The sequence below is a fragment of the Bacillus sp. LB7 genome (assembly GCF_030449715.1).
In the GTDB taxonomy this organism is placed as follows: Bacteria; Bacillota; Bacilli; order Bacillales; family Bacillaceae; genus Bacillus; species Bacillus paralicheniformis.
The window spans coordinates 167,851-182,548 of sequence record NZ_JASGCA010000009.1; the positions used below are offsets into that span (position 1 = coordinate 167,851).

Consider the following 14,698-nt stretch of genomic DNA (forward strand, 5'->3'; position numbering starts at 1 on the left):
GATTATTTGTCCTCCTGTTTAGTTGTCCATTCTATGATACGTTACAGCAGCAGGATGATGTCAAGTCAGTTCTTTTTTTTGTATCGAAAAAACTTAACGTTTACGTAAAAGTATAATAGTAGTATAATAGAAAAGAAGAAAAATCTCGGGGGGATATGGACGTGGAGTGGATGAAGATAGATCAAATGGCCAAGCGAAGCGGCCTGACGAAAAGAACGATCCGCTTTTACGAAGAAATCGGTCTGCTTTCTTCACCGAAGCGGACGGAAGGCGGTGTCCGTCTTTACTCTGAAGACGATCTTGAAGAGCTTGAAAGAGTGATCAGCGCGAAGGAAGTGCTGGGATTCTCGCTGCAGGAGCTCCAGCAGTTCATGGAAACGGGCAAGCACTTGGAGATGAATAAAGAAGGATACCTTTTATCGCTGGACAAACGGGAACGAAAAGAAAAGCTCGAAGACATTCAGAGGATGCTGAATGAACAGATGAGAATGATTGATGAAAAGATTGAAAAATTTCAATCATTCAAGAAGCGCTTGGAGGCTATGCAGGCAAAAGCCGAGAATGCGCTTCAATCAATTGATTAAACAAGACAAACGCTATTTTTATAGCGTTTCTTTATTTGCAAAGAAAGGTTTGATAGATCATGAATGAACAACCACCTGAGAACTCAAGTATGTTTAAACAGCCAAAAGCGGTCTGGGCCGTGGCCTTTGCCTGCGTGATCTCGTTTATGGGGATCGGACTTGTCGATCCGATTCTGCCGGCGATCGCGCGGCAGCTGCATGCTTCCCCCAGCCAGGTTTCGCTTTTATTTACAAGCTATCTGCTAGTCACAGGTTTCGCCATGCTTTTATCAGGCGCCGTATCGAGCCGGATTGGAGCGAAGCTGACGTTAATCAGCGGCTTGATCCTGATCATCGTCTTTGCAGGCCTGGGCGGGCTTTCGCATTCCATCTCTCAGCTCGTCGGCTTCCGCGGCGGCTGGGGCCTCGGAAACGCCATGTTTATCTCAACTGCGCTTGCCGTCATTGTCAGCGTGGCATCTGGCGGAAGCGCAAAAGCCATTATTTTGTATGAGGCGGCTTTGGGATTGGGCATTTCGGTTGGACCGCTAGCCGGCGGAGAGCTTGGCACAATATCGTGGAGAGCGCCGTTTTTCGGCGTATCGGTTTTAATGGCGGCTGCGCTTTTGGCCATCTTTTTTCTTTTGCCGCCTGTCCAAAAACCGCAGAAGAAAATTTCCGTCAGCGCGCCGATCAAAGCGCTTCGTTATAAAGGGCTATTGACGCTTTCAGGGGCCGCATTCTTATATAACTTCGGTTTCTTCACCCTACTTGCATATTCGCCGTTTGTTCTTGACTTAAATGAACGGGGCCTCGGCTATGTCTTTTTCGGCTGGGGACTGTTTCTTGCGATCACTTCCGTTTTCATCGCTCCGGCCGTACAGCGGATCTTTGGAACCGTCCGCTCGCTGATCTTTCTGTTTATGCTGTTTGCAGCTGATTTGCTCGCGATCGGGATTTGGACAGAGCACATGGCGCTCGTTATCGGGGCGATCATCATAGCCGGAGGGATTCTAGGCATGATCAATACGATTTTGACAACAGCGGTGATGGAAGCTGCGCCTGTCGAACGGTCTGTCGCTTCATCTGCCTACAGCTCCATCCGGTTCATCGGCGGGGCCATTGCGCCTTGGATCGCCGGTGTGTTAGCCGATCATTTTACTGCGCATACTCCCTATTTTGCAGGATGCATCGCCGTGCTTGCCGGCATCGCCATTTTGACTGGAGGCCGCCGTTATTTGGCAGGCATCAAAGCCGGTCATTAATGAAAAAAGCTTGTTTCCTTTTAGGGAAACAAGCTTTTTTGTTTATAAAACTTTCGTTGTCCATGACTCGCAATTCCATGTTTCTGTCGCGATGTCCATATAGAATTCAGGTTCGTGAGAGATGAGCAGAACGGAGCCTTTGTATTCTTTCAAAGCTCTTTTTAATTCTTCTTTTGCTTCAACATCAAGGTGGTTTGTCGGTTCATCGAGGACAAGCAGGTTCGTTTCCGAATTGATGAGCTTGCACAGTCTGACTTTAGCTTTTTCCCCGCCGCTTAATACGGAAACCCTGCTTTCGATATGCTTTGTCGTCAGTCCGCACTTCGCCAGGGCCGCGCGGATTTCGTACTGTGTAAAGGACGGAAAGTCGTTCCATACTTCTTCTATGCATGTGTTGTTGTTGGTCTCTTTGACTTCCTGCTCGAAATAGCCGATATGAAGGTGCTCGCCGCGTTCGACTTCTCCCGACAGCGGTGATATTTCACCCAGGAGGCTTTTCAGCAATGTCGTTTTTCCGATGCCGTTGGCTCCGTACAGAGCGATCTTTTGTCCCCGCTCCATTCTCAAGTTCAGCGGGCGGGACAGCGGCTCATCATAGCCGATGACAAGCTCTTTCGTTTCAAAAATCAGCTTTCCGGATGTTCTTGCTTGTTTAAAGTGAAATTCAGGCTTCGGTTTTTCCGAAGGGAGCTCGATCATATCCATTTTATCGAGCTTTTTTTGCCGGGACATCGCCATATTTCTTGTGCTGACGCGCGCTTTGTTGCGGGCGACGAAGTCTTTCAGCTCTGAAATCTCCTGCTGCTGTTTCTTGTAGGCTGCTTCAAGCTGCTGTTTTTTCACTTCATATACTTCGCGGAATTGGTTGTAGTCGCCGACATAGCGGGTCAGCTCCTGGTTTTCCACATGGTAGATCAGATTGATGACGCTGTTTAAAAACGGAATGTCGTGTGAAATCAAAATAAAGGCGTTCTCGTACTCCTGCAAATAGCGTTTCAGCCATTCGATATGCTGTTCGTCCAGATAGTTTGTCGGCTCATCGAGCAGCAGGATGTCGGGCTTTTCCAAGAGCAGTTTGGCAAGCAGCACCTTTGTCCGCTGGCCGCCGCTCAAATCCGCAACATCTCTGTCAAGGCCGAGATCGTTGAGCCCGAGGCCGCGGGCGATTTCTTCAACTTTTGCGTCAATCGCGTAAAAGTCGTTGTTGGTCAGGGCGTCCTGAATCGTTCCGACTTCTTCGAGAAGTTTTTCAAGCTCGTCGGGGTCGGCCTCGCCCATTTTTGTATAGATGGCATTCATTTCTTCTTCCATCGCAAATAAATAATGGAAAGCGTTTCTCAGCACATCGCGGATCGTTTGTCCGCGCTCAAGTGATGTATGCTGGTCAAGATAGCCGACCCGGACTTTTTTGGACCATTCCACTTTTCCTTCGTCAGGCTCAAGTTTGCCTGTAATGATATTCATGAAAGTCGATTTTCCTTCACCGTTTGCTCCGATGAGACCGACATGTTCGCCTTTCAGCAAGCGAAAGGATATATCATGAAAGATCGCCCGGTCGCCAAAACCGTGGCTCAGCTTTGTTACTGTAAGTAAACTCATGTTTTGCACCTCAAAATATAATCTGTATTCTATAAGATTATATCGAACTCAGAGGGAACAATAAAAGAAAAATTGCGCAGCCGCTTTTGTTTTGAGATACTAGGAGCAGAATCAACCTGATAAAAGGAGAAAAACATGACAGAAAGATGGCCATTTTTAAATAAAGCAAAACCGTTTATTCAAGAGAACTGGAAGGCATCGGGCTTTCAAGAGCCGACGAGTGTCCAAAAAAACGCAGTCGATCTGATTTTGGACGGGCGTGACGTGATCGCCGAGTCGCCGACTGGAACGGGCAAAACGCTCGCATACGTCCTGCCGATCCTGGAAAAGCTGAAGGCGGATCAAAAGAACGTGCAAGCTGTGATTCTGGCTCCGTCCCGCGAGCTTGTTATGCAGATTTTTGATGTGATCGTCGAATGGAAAAAAGGCTCGGATATCAGAGCCGCTTCCCTGATCGGCGGCGCCAATGTCAAAAAGCAGCAGGAAAAGCTGAAAAAACACCCGCACATCATTGCGGGCACACCTGGACGCGTATTTGAGCTGATTAAAATGAAAAAACTGAAAATGCATGAAGTGAAAACGATCGTCCTTGACGAAACAGATCATCTGCTTACGCCGGAGCATCGCGGGACGATACAAAGCATCATCAAATCGACGCTCCGCGACAGACAGCTTCTCTGTTTTTCGGCGACTTTAAAAGACGACGCCGAACGCGAGCTCCGCGGCTTGACGTCAGAAGCGGAAGTTCTCAGGATCAAGAGGTCGAAAGAAGAATCTGCCAAAATCAAACACCAATTTCTCGTATGCGACCAGCGGGATAAGGTGAAGATCTTGCAGAAATTCTCGCGGCTTCCAGGCATGCAGGCGCTCGTCTTTGTCAAAGACATCGGCAATTTAAACGTGTATGCCGAAAAGCTTAAGTTTCATCATGTCGACATCGGCGTCCTTCACAGCGAGGCGAAAAAAATCGAGCGCGCCAACATATTGCAGGCATTTGAAGCAGGCGAATTCACGCTGCTTCTTGCGACTGATATCGCAGCGCGAGGAATCGACATCGAAGATCTCCCTTATGTCATCCACGCCGATTTGCCAAACATTGAAGGCTATATCCACCGGTCGGGAAGGACGGGAAGAGCGGGGAATGAAGGAACCGTGATCAGCCTTGTCAACCGCATTGAAGAGGAAAGGCTGAAAAAGCTGGCGAAGAAGCTTGAAATCCCGCTTCAGCGGATCGTGTATGAAAGAGGACGGATTATTGAAAGATAAGAAAGAGGCCTGCTGCTGGCAGGCCTTTCAGCGTGTCGGCAAACCCTCGCATTCGTTGTCAGGTCTGCGCGTCGGTGCTCACGAATAAAAGAGGAACGGCGGCTAACGGCCCAGGCGTCCTGCCTGAACACCGCCGTCATCACATCCTGTGAAAGTCAGCTTCCGATGCTCGGCCTTCCTAGACTGCAAAGGTTGCGGGTCACGCTGAAAGGATGACAAAATCCCAAAACTAAAAGCCTTTTTGGGATTTTGTCATCAATCTGAAGAGGCCTGCTGCCAGCAGGCCTCCTTTTTATATGAATGCTCAGGCATTGTCGGAATCGGCGACTTTGATCAGCTGTTTGCCGAGGTTTTTTCCTTCAAACAAGCCTAAAAATGCCTCCGGTATCCGTTCGAAACCTTCTGTTATCGTTTCCTCATATTGAAGCTGCCCGCTTTTTACCCATTCGGCAAGCTGTTTGGTTCCTTCAGGAAAGCGGTCCCTGTAATCGTTGACGACAAATCCTTTCATCAAGGCGCTTGTTTTAATTAAGGCCGTCTGTACGCGCGGCCCCATATCATCTTCTGCGCTTTTGACGTTATAAGAAGAAATCGCCCCGCAAACCGGAATTCGTGCAAACTTATTGAGCAGGGTGAAGACGGCATCTGAAATCGTGCCTCCAACGTTGTCAAAGTAAACATCGACACCGTCCGGACAAGCTTTTTCAAGCGCTGAAGCCATATTTTCCGTTGTTTTATAATTGATTGCTTCATCAAAGCCGAGCTTTTCTTTTAAGTATGCCGTTTTTTCGTCAGAGCCCGCAATACCGACGACTCTCGCCCCTTTAATTTTGGCAATTTGTCCGACAGCGGAGCCGACTGCTCCGGCGGCCCCGGAGACAACAACCGTTTCACCGGCTTTTGGCTGTCCGATGTCCAGAAGCCCGAAATAAGCCGTCAAACCGGTCATGCCGAGAATCCCAAGAAAAGCGGTAACAGGCGCGAGGGACGGATCGATTTTCTGCAGATTGTCTTCGCGAACCGCTGAATACTCCTGCCAGCCCAAGTGGCCCAAAACAATATCCCCTTTTTTGAGCTTGTCTCCTTTTGCAGATATCACTTCGCCTATCACGCCTCCAGTGATCACTTTATCAAGCGGAAATGGCTCGACATAGGATTTCGTGTCCTGCATTCTTCCTCTCATATAAGGGTCCACTGAGACATAAAGCGTTTTTACAAGCGCTTCACCGTTTTTTGCTTCCGGAATTTCCGTTTCTTTTATGCGAAAATCGTCCATAACAGGTATCCCCTGCGGACGTCTTGCAAGTTCAATTTGCTTTTGCGGCATAATGATTCCTCCTTTTACTTATAACTTACCACGTAAAAAAGAGGTTTAGCAAAAGATCAGCGTGTTGCATGAAAGGTTTTCTTCAGCACAGAATCGGGCAGAAAAAGATGAAAAACATCAGCATTTCTTTCATTTAAAAGATATTGATTGGCATTTTCTCTCGAAAATTGAAACATGTCTTTTGTGATAAAAGGAAGCAATGACAGGAGATAAGAAGAGAGGAGGTCTTCGGTGCTGCTTGCCGTTCTCCTTTCTTCTGGATCGCCGATGTTCATGATGATTGAAAAGACGTAATCGATATTGATGCCGAATCGTCTGGCGGCAAAAGATTCAAATCGATGAGTATCAGCTTCTTGATGACCTTCTCTTGAAAAAATCTGCTTGACCAAATCGCTAATGATCCATGCGTTATACTGCTGTTCCGGTGAAAAATAATACACGCTTCAATCACCCCATCTAAAAAGCCTTGTCTATTTGTTAATGTACCTGAATTGGCAATCCTTTCAAACGTTTTGTCTGAAAATTTATAACAATTGTAACATTGAAATGAAAATGTCATGACAGAGCATTCATCCGTTTAGCCGCGTGAACAAAGGGTAAGTCTTAAATACAACATGAAAAAAGGGAGGAGATTCATATGAAACCGGTAGTAAGACAATATACTAATGATGAAAAACTGATGAAGGCTGTTGAGGAACTCAGGGAAATCGGAGTTGCAAGAGAAGATATTTACGTTCTGTCACATGATGACGACCGTACTGAAAGACTCGCGGACAACGCGGATGCCAATACGATCGGAGCCGAAGAAACAGGCATTAAAAATGCCGTCGGCAATATCTTCAACAAAAAAGGGGACGAGATCCGCAATAAAATTCATGAGATCGGCTTTTCAAAACAGGAAGCAGAACAATTCGAGAAACAGCTTGATGAAGGAAAAGTCCTCCTCTTCGTCACGGATCATGAAAAAGTGAAATCCTGGGTATAAATTGAGACTGCCGACAAGGTCGGCAGTTTCAGCGTGTCGAGAAACCCTCGCATTCGTTGTCAGGCCTGCGCGTCGGTGCTCACGAATTCCAACATTCGCTCCGCTCCGATGCTCGGCCTTCCTAGACTGCAAGGGTTTTCAATCACGCTGAAGGGATGACAAAATCCCAAAACAAAAAGTCGTTTTGGGATTTTGTCAAAAATCTGAGACTGCCGACATGGTCGGCAGTTTTTTTAATAAAATAAAATTTGAATGATAGCAGGAAAGGAGTAGAATAATAAACGAAAACGATATGAATAGGAGGAAAAGGTAGTGGCTAAAGAAAAAGGTGCAGAACAAAAATCGGCACTGAACATCATTCCTCTTGCGGTCACGATTTTAGTCGGAGAGGTTATTTGGTTTATTCCGTCGCCCGCCGGATTGGACCCGAAAGCATGGCACTTATTTGCAATCTTTGTGGCAACGATTATCGGCTTTATATCAAAACCGCTGCCGATGGGGGCAATCGCCGTATTCGCATTGGCGGTCACGGCGCTCACCGGAACGATGTCGATTGAAGAAACGCTCAGCGGTTTTGGAAACAAGACAATTTGGCTGATCGTCATTGCCTTTTTTATTTCACGGGGATTCATTAAAACCGGTTTAGGTGCGCGAATCGCCTATTTATTTGTGCGGATGTTTGGCAAAAAAACACTCGGACTCTCGTATTCCCTTCTTGTCAGCGATTTGATTTTGTCGCCGGCGATCCCGAGTAATACCGCGCGGGCCGGGGGAATTATTTTTCCGATTATCCGTTCGTTATCCGAAACTTTTCAGTCGACGCCCAAGGACGGCACGGAACGGCGCATCGGCGCTTTCTTGCTGAAGGTGGGCTTTCAGGGGAATTTGATCACTTCAGCGATGTTCTTAACGGCTATGGCGGCAAACCCGCTGATTGCCAAACTTGCCCATGATGTGGCAGGTGTGAATCTGACCTGGACAAGCTGGGCTGTGGCGGCCATCGTCCCGGGACTTGTCAGCTTGATCATCACCCCGCTTGTCATTTATAAACTGTATCCGCCTGAGGTGAAAGAAACGCCTGATGCAGCAAAAATCGCAACAGAGAAGCTGAAAGAAATGGGGCCGTTCAAAAAATCGGAACTCTCGATGGTCGCGGTCTTTTTGCTCGTCCTTTTTTTATGGATTTTCGGCGGAAACCTGAAAATTGACGCGACGACAACGGCATTGATCGGTTTAGCCGTCTTGCTTTTGACACAGGTTCTGACGTGGGACGATATTAAGAAAGAGCAAGGCGCATGGGATACGCTGACATGGTTTGCCGCGCTCGTCATGCTGGCGAGCTTCTTGAATGAACTCGGCATGGTCGGCTGGTTCAGCGATGCGATGAAATCGTATGTTTCAGGATTCTCCTGGGTCAGCGCATTTCTCATTTTAATGGCGGTTTACTATTATTCGCATTATTTCTTTGCGAGTGCAACCGCTCATATCAGCGCGATGTATTCGGCCTTTCTCGCCGTGATTATTGCTGCAGGCGCTCCGCCGCTCCTCGCAGCATTAAGCCTTGCGTTTTTCAGCAATCTTTTTGCTTCGACGACACACTACGGAGCTGGAGCGGCTCCCGTCTTTTTCGGGGCCGGTTATATTCCGCAAAGCAAATGGTGGTCAATCGGCTTTATCCTGTCGATTGTTCATATTGTGACATGGATTGTTGTCGGGGGATTATGGTGGAAATTACTGGGTATATGGTAAAATGAAGGGCGGGAGAGATCCTGTCCTTCTTTTTATGTTCGTATCGACGCTGTTAATTTGAATTCCACAATTTATGGTCGAGAAAGGGTTGATTGAAATACACCGAATGTAAGGGGGTGAACGTTAATGTTTTGGTCAGTTGATTTCATGCTGCTCGGTTTCTTGTATGCAATCGTCTACTTTTTGTATGACATTGTGAAAAACCGAAAAAAGACAAGTGTGTTTAGAAAAATGGTGTTTGCCAGTTTTATTGTTTATTTGAGCGTCGTTTATCACTATACGATAGGCGGAATCAACATTCCGCCGCAGGCGGCATACGCTCAAATGAACATTCAGCTCATTCCGTTTTATTTTGTTGCTGAATGGGTGCAAATGCATCAGCAGAGCGGGTTTGATTGGTTTTTTTGGAATTCTGTCAAGCTTACATTTTTTAATGTTTTATTGCTCATTCCTTTAGGTGTGTATCTTTCCGTTCTATGGAGGAAAATTCCGCTGAAAAAAGCGGCGGTTTTTGTTTTTTTGACAAGCTTTTTGATTGAGAGTCTCCAGCTTGTGCTATCTGTGACTGGATTCATAATGGCGAGAACCTTTAATGTGGATGATTTAATTTTAAATACGGCCGGCGGTGTAATCGGTTTCTGCCTGACGTCTTTCATGTTCGGAGCTAAAGGATCAGGTTCCCGCAGGAAAGGTCTGCATTTTTGAGGAAAGCGCAAAAGATGATTCCCGGCTGGGCAATCATCTTTTTTAGTTAAAATTGAAAGCTCAGGTTCTTGAATCGGTGCGTGCCTGTGCCGTGCTTTGCCAGCCCATGTTTCTTTAAGTGCAGTGCTGCATGCCCGGCTTCCTTTAAAATGTCAGGGTTAAGACCGAGCTGATGATGCCCGCCGAAAACCTTTTTCACGCGCCCGATAGCCGAGATTTTTTCAAGCGACTGAATCAATTGGGCCGGATCAGTCGTCGGGTAGAATGCATAGATAGGGGCTCCGGTATACAGCAGGTCGCCGGTAAACAAGTAGCCTGATGCTGGATCAAAGATACAGATATGCCCCGGGGAGTGTCCGGGCGTATGATAAATAACGAGCGGCCTTGAATCGCAGCCGACTGTGTCGCCGTCTTGCAGCGTTCCCGAAGGTTCACCTCTGAACGGGGTGTATGTTTCAGCGGAAAAGCCGGCCGGTACAGGTTTAGTGATATCTCGAGAGACATCGCGGCGAATGTGCTCGATCGGAAGCCCTTTGATTCCGTCCGTCAGCCAGTCTTTCTCGGCTTCATGAACGTAAATGCGCTGATATTCACCGTGGCTTCCGATGTGATCCCAATGGACATGGGTTGTGATGACGCTGACCGGCAGATCGGTGAGACCGTCCGTCACCGTCTTCATGCTGCCGATGCCAAGACCTGTATCAATTAAAACGGCATCCTTCGCCCCTATAAGCAAATAAGAGTGTACTTTTTCCCAATGCCCGTATTCGCTGATCGCATATGTGGATTCATCAAGCTCTGTTACAGTAAACCATTGACCATCTCCCATTGGTTTGTCCCTCCTTCATTTTTTCAAAGGTGCTCATCCATGCATATCCTCAAGTCAAATGTGCAAAGTAATAAAATATATGATAAGTGAGTGTGGTGAACATAATGAGTGATCCTTACATGCCTTTGACATCCATCAACAGCGGGGTCCTGGAAGAGTATGCCGAAGGCGTATTCGGTTTGACGGTGCAAATCGTCAATGTGTATGTTATTTTCGATCCCGATTCGCGGGAAGCCGTTTTAATCGATGCCGGAATGCCCAAGTCCGCTCCATTTATTTTAAGAGAGGCAGAGGAGCGGTTCGGCGATTTTCGCCTAAAAGCAATCGTTTTGACGCACGGACATTTCGACCATGTCGGCGCTTTGGAAGGTCTTCTCGAAACATGGCCGGTTCCGGTTTACGCCCATGAGAAAGAAATGCCTTATTTAACGGGAAAAGCCGATTATCCGCCTGCCAAACCGCAGGTAAAAAGCGGGCTGGTTGCAAAGATGTCTCCGTTGTTTCCGAGGCACTCAATCAACATTTCGTCCCATGTAAAGCAGCTTAATGAAGATGGTTCGCTTCCGTTTCTTAAAGGGTGGAAATGGATTGAGACGCCGGGTCATACACCGGGTCATATTTCGCTTTTCCGGCAGTCGGACAGAACCTTGATCGCAGGCGACGCCGTTACAACTGTAGAGCAGGAGTCTCTGTTTGAAGTGGCGATTCAAAAGCAGGAGCTGAACGGCCCCCCGGCTTATTTCACAATGGACTGGACAAAAGCGGCGGACTCGGTAAAGAAGCTGGCGGGATTAAAACCGGCTGCATTGTTGACGGGACATGGTGTACCGATGAAAGGAAGCGATTTTTCCAAAGAGCTTCTTGATCTGTCAGGCCGCCTTCCCGCTTCTGATTCGTAAAATGCCATATGCTGCCCTTAAAACATTCAGCCAGGCTGAATGTTTTTTTTATAGGGAAAAACGAACCATTTACATGTGATGATGGCCATCCATCGTGCTATATTCCGGAGGTTGTTGTATACCAAAGGAATCATTTTCTGAAATTTTAGACAAAATAGGCTGATATTTCATTTATAATGCAGGTATGCCTGAAAGGAGCTGAGAAAAGATGAACATTCAAAAAAGGGTCCAAGCTTTGCTGGCAGCTGCGGCAATGTTTGCAGGACTGTTGGTGTCTGATGCGGTTCACGCTGCGGAAACCCCTTACTATGGAAAGAACTATACTCAGCCAGAGCAAGTGTCATCATTATATCCGGAGCCGGAAGAAACTTTCTCAACGCCTGCTTTTGTGAAAGAAGGGGAAGCCTTTACGACACAAGAAGAAATGATGAAGTTTATAACCAGTCTGACAAAGAAAAGCCCGAATGTCAAAATCGGGAATATCGGTTTTTCAATTGAAAAAAGAAATATTCCCGTGCTCTACTTCACAAAGGACAAGCAAATAAGTCCTATATCAAAAAAACCGACCGTCTGGCTGCAAGGACAGATACACGGAAATGAGCCGGCAGCGGGAGAATCGGCCTTGGCGATGGCTGAAAAACTGGCCGGACCGTACGGCGACAAAGTGTTGGACAAGATCAATGTCATCGTCGTTCCGCGGGTCAATCCTGACGGCTCGTATCAGTTTAACAGACGGCTGGCGAGCGGAATCGACGGAAACAGGGATCATGTCAAGCTCGAATCTCCGGAAGTCCGTGCCATTCACCAGGAGTTCAATCAATATTCGCCTGAAGTCGTTATTGATGCCCATGAATACGGTGTCGGCCAAAATGAATTTCAAAGCGTAGGCGAAAAGGGGTCATTAAAATACCATGATATTTTAATTTTATCAGGAAAAAATGTAAACATTCCCGAATCGATCAGGTATGCGTCTGACAGCCTTTATGTGAACGGCGTCAGAGCTAAACTTGATGAAAAAGGTTTTTCTAATGATGCATATTATACGACGGGAAAAAGCAAGGACGGAAAAATCGAAATCTATGAAGGCGGTACAGAAGCGAGAATCGGGCGTAATGCATTCGCCCTCCAGCCTGCCCTTTCCTTCCTGGTGGAAAGCAGGGGGATAGACATCGGACGCGAAAATTTTGCAAGAAGAGTCGCGGCTCAGGTTGCTACGCATGAGACGATCATCGACACGACAGTGAAGCATGCAGCCGAGATCAAGCGCCTTGTCGCCAAAGAAAAATTAAAGCTGATAAAAAATGGCGCAAAAGTGAGCGATAAAGACAAAGTGGTCATCAAAAGTGAGTTTGCAGGGCCTTATAAAGACACGCTGAAAGTCGCTGATATTGCTTCTGGACAAGCAGTTGACGTTCCTGTTCAATATTACAGCGCCTCGCAAGCCGTTCCTGTGCTGTCAAGAACACGGCCGACCGCTTACCTTGTCCTTCCGGGCCATCAAGATATCGAACAGAAGTTGAAAGATCAAGGTTTAAAAAGCGTGACACTGCCTATCAAGCAAAAGCTCACCGCTGAAGCGTATGAGGTTTTATCGAAAGAAACAGCAGGAGAATCCGAGGGCCGGCCTGTGATCAAGGTGGAAACGAAGCTTAAAAAACAGAAAAAAGAGTTTCCAAAAGGAACAAAAGTCTATTTTACAGCTCAACCGCAAAGCAATCTGCTGTCGATTGCGCTTGAGCCGGAATCGGTTGACAGTTATGTGAGCACGGGTTACATCACTTCACAAACAGGCAAAGAGCTGCCGGTTTACCGCTTCATGCTGAACACCAAAACGCTTAACATGAAGGAATAATCATCAGGCATCCGTCTTTGACGGATGCTCAGCGTGTACGACAAACCCTCGCATTCGTTGTCAGGCCTGCGCGTCGGTGCTCACGAAAATAGGAGAAGGGTCGGCGGCTAATCGCCTAGGCGTCCTGCCTGAACGCCGCCGTCATCACCTCCTGTGAAAGTCCGCTCCGATGCTCGGCCTTCCTAGACTGCAAGGGTTGCGGGTCACGCTGAAAGGATGACAAAATCCTAAAACTGAAAACCGTTTTAGGATTTTGTCAACAATCTGGGCATCCGTCTTTGACGGATGCTTTTTAGCGGTTTTTTGTCTTTTCATACATAAAGGTTTTAAACTGAGATCGAAACCTATACAATAAATATCAGTCTGAAATATGGAAGGAGAGAATCCGATTGGAATCATATGAAGAATTATGGAGGGAAGCCAAGACCTTCATCGAGCTCTGCTACGGGGAACTGTCGAAGTCCGAAGAAGAAATAAGGATGCGCTTACATAAAATAGACGAAGAAATCAGAGAAACCGGAAGCTATACACATACATTAGAAGAAATCGAACATGGCGCCAGAATGGCGTGGAGAAACAGCAGCCGCTGCATCGGCCGGCTGTTTTGGCACTCTCTTACTGTCCTCGATCAAAGAGGCGTTCAAACCGAGGCAGATGTGCGGGATGCGCTTTTTCACCATATAGAGCTTGCGACAAACGGAGGGAAAATCAGACCGTTTATTACGATTTTTCCCCCGGAACAAAGCGGGCAAAAAAAAGTGTCCATTTGGAACCATCAGCTGATCAGGTATGCGGGGTATGAAACGGAGCAAGGTGTCATCGGCGATCCTGCATCATTGGAACTGACAAAAGCGTGTGTAGCGCTCGGCTGGAAAGGCGAAGGTACGCCTTTTGACGTTTTGCCGCTCGTTTTTCAAATAGATGGCCGTCCCCCTGTGTGGTATGAGCTGCCTCGTGAAATCGTCAAAGAGGTCAGGATTGAACATCCGGAGATTGAAGGCTTTAAAAGTCTGGGGCTGAAGTGGTACGGTGTGCCGATTATAGCCGATATGAAGCTGGAGGTCGGAGGAATTCATTATAATGCCGCCCCGTTTAACGGCTGGTATATGGGAACGGAAATCGGAGCGCGCAACCTCGCGGATACAGACCGCTATAATGTGCTCGAAAAAGTGGCAGCCATTATGGGACTTGATACGGAACGGAATACTTCGCTGTGGAAAGACAAGGCGCTTGTTGAATTAAATACCGCGGTGCTTCACTCCTATAAAAAAGCCGGCGTCAGCATTGTTGACCATCATACCGCGGCAAGCCAATTCAAGCGGTTTGAGGAGCAGGAAGCTGAAGCTGGAAGGGAGCTTTCAGCAAGCTGGACGTGGCTGATTCCGCCGATATCTCCGGCAGCGACCCATATCTTTCACAGCTATTATGAAAATAAAACGCTTAAACCGAATTACTTTTATCAGGAAAAGCCTTACCTTAACAATTGAGAGTTCGGCTTTTATCCAGAAGGAAAAGCGTCAAAATTTCATGCTCCTATGCCGTCTCTCCTGAGGAGAAGCTAAAAGGCTCCATATCGGAGCCTTCCAGCTTGTCGACAAAGCCATAAAAAGTGGCTTGATCGACAAGCTTTTTTTGTTAAAATGTGAGTGAAATCTAGTT

Annotated in this window: 13 protein-coding genes; 9 read left to right on the top strand and 4 right to left on the bottom strand. The window is 47.1% G+C overall.

Translation table 11 applies throughout. The annotated features are described in order from the left end of the window. Window positions 1-161: 161 nt before the first annotated feature. Together QMZ64_RS13705 and QMZ64_RS13710 are read left to right on the top strand one after the other, a co-directional pair. A complete protein-coding gene (locus tag QMZ64_RS13705; protein ID WP_023855769.1) occupies window positions 162-584 on the top strand; it encodes a MerR family transcriptional regulator in 423 nt (140 codons plus the stop codon). A 59-nt stretch (window positions 585-643) separates the two neighbouring features. Then, entirely contained in the window at window positions 644-1,828 is a 1,185-nt protein-coding gene (locus tag QMZ64_RS13710) for an MFS transporter (RefSeq protein WP_301441379.1), read from the top strand. 42 nt (window positions 1,829-1,870) lie between these two features. Here QMZ64_RS13710 and QMZ64_RS13715 read toward each other — a convergent pair whose 3' ends face one another. Then, window positions 1,871-3,427, bottom strand: a complete 1,557-nt coding sequence (locus tag QMZ64_RS13715) for an ABC-F family ATP-binding cassette domain-containing protein (protein WP_020450520.1) — start codon at window positions 3,425-3,427, stop codon at window positions 1,871-1,873. A 135-nt stretch (window positions 3,428-3,562) separates the two neighbouring features. On the opposite strand from QMZ64_RS13715, the gene QMZ64_RS13720 reads away from it, so the two are divergent. Further along, window positions 3,563-4,693, top strand: a complete 1,131-nt coding sequence (locus QMZ64_RS13720) for a DEAD/DEAH box helicase (RefSeq protein WP_265627597.1) — start codon at window positions 3,563-3,565, stop codon at window positions 4,691-4,693. Window positions 4,694-4,997: 304 nt separating this feature from the next. Here the strand turns inward: QMZ64_RS13720 and QMZ64_RS13725 are convergent, their stop codons facing one another. Beyond that, window positions 4,998-6,020, bottom strand: a complete 1,023-nt coding sequence (locus QMZ64_RS13725) for an NADP-dependent oxidoreductase (RefSeq protein WP_409365400.1) — start codon at window positions 6,018-6,020, stop codon at window positions 4,998-5,000. Between the two features lie 56 nt (window positions 6,021-6,076). Next, window positions 6,077-6,460: a YfmB family protein gene (locus QMZ64_RS13730; protein ID WP_145651935.1), complete on the bottom strand. Its 384-nt coding sequence runs from the start codon at window positions 6,458-6,460 to the stop codon at window positions 6,077-6,079. A 197-nt stretch (window positions 6,461-6,657) separates the two neighbouring features. Here QMZ64_RS13730 and QMZ64_RS13735 point away from each other — a divergent pair, with 197 nt between their 5' ends. From QMZ64_RS13735 to QMZ64_RS13745, 3 genes are all read left to right on the top strand, one after another. Further along, window positions 6,658-7,005: a YflT domain-containing protein gene (locus QMZ64_RS13735; protein ID WP_265627596.1), complete on the top strand. Its 348-nt coding sequence runs from the start codon at window positions 6,658-6,660 to the stop codon at window positions 7,003-7,005. 312 nt (window positions 7,006-7,317) lie between these two features. Continuing rightward, entirely contained in the window at window positions 7,318-8,754 is a 1,437-nt protein-coding gene (locus tag QMZ64_RS13740; protein ID WP_265627595.1) for an anion permease, read from the top strand. A gap of 126 nt (window positions 8,755-8,880) precedes the next feature. After that, window positions 8,881-9,459 (top strand): VanZ family protein, encoded by a 579-nt coding sequence (locus tag QMZ64_RS13745; protein ID WP_145650773.1) that lies wholly within the window; start codon window positions 8,881-8,883, stop codon window positions 9,457-9,459. Window positions 9,460-9,505: 46 nt separating this feature from the next. Here QMZ64_RS13745 and QMZ64_RS13750 read toward each other — a convergent pair whose 3' ends face one another. After that, the gene (locus QMZ64_RS13750) at window positions 9,506-10,288 is read right to left on the bottom strand and encodes an MBL fold metallo-hydrolase (RefSeq protein ID WP_265627594.1); all 783 of its coding nucleotides are present in this window, start codon (window positions 10,286-10,288) and stop codon (window positions 9,506-9,508) included. A 104-nt stretch (window positions 10,289-10,392) separates the two neighbouring features. Here QMZ64_RS13750 and QMZ64_RS13755 point away from each other — a divergent pair, with 104 nt between their 5' ends. The 3 genes from QMZ64_RS13755 to QMZ64_RS13765 all read left to right on the top strand — a co-directional run bounded on the left by QMZ64_RS13755 (window position 10,393) and on the right by QMZ64_RS13765 (window position 14,526). Beyond that, a complete protein-coding gene (locus QMZ64_RS13755) occupies window positions 10,393-11,187 on the top strand; it encodes an MBL fold metallo-hydrolase (RefSeq protein ID WP_265627593.1) in 795 nt (264 codons plus the stop codon). 208 nt (window positions 11,188-11,395) lie between these two features. After that, window positions 11,396-13,039, top strand: coding sequence for a M14 family metallopeptidase (locus tag QMZ64_RS13760; RefSeq protein ID WP_265627592.1), 1,644 nt, complete (start codon window positions 11,396-11,398; stop codon window positions 13,037-13,039). Between the two features lie 389 nt (window positions 13,040-13,428). Beyond that, on the top strand, window positions 13,429-14,526 hold the full coding sequence (locus QMZ64_RS13765) for a nitric oxide synthase oxygenase (RefSeq protein ID WP_265627591.1): 1,098 nt from the start codon (window positions 13,429-13,431) through the stop codon (window positions 14,524-14,526). The last annotated feature ends 172 nt before the right edge of the window (window positions 14,527-14,698 follow it).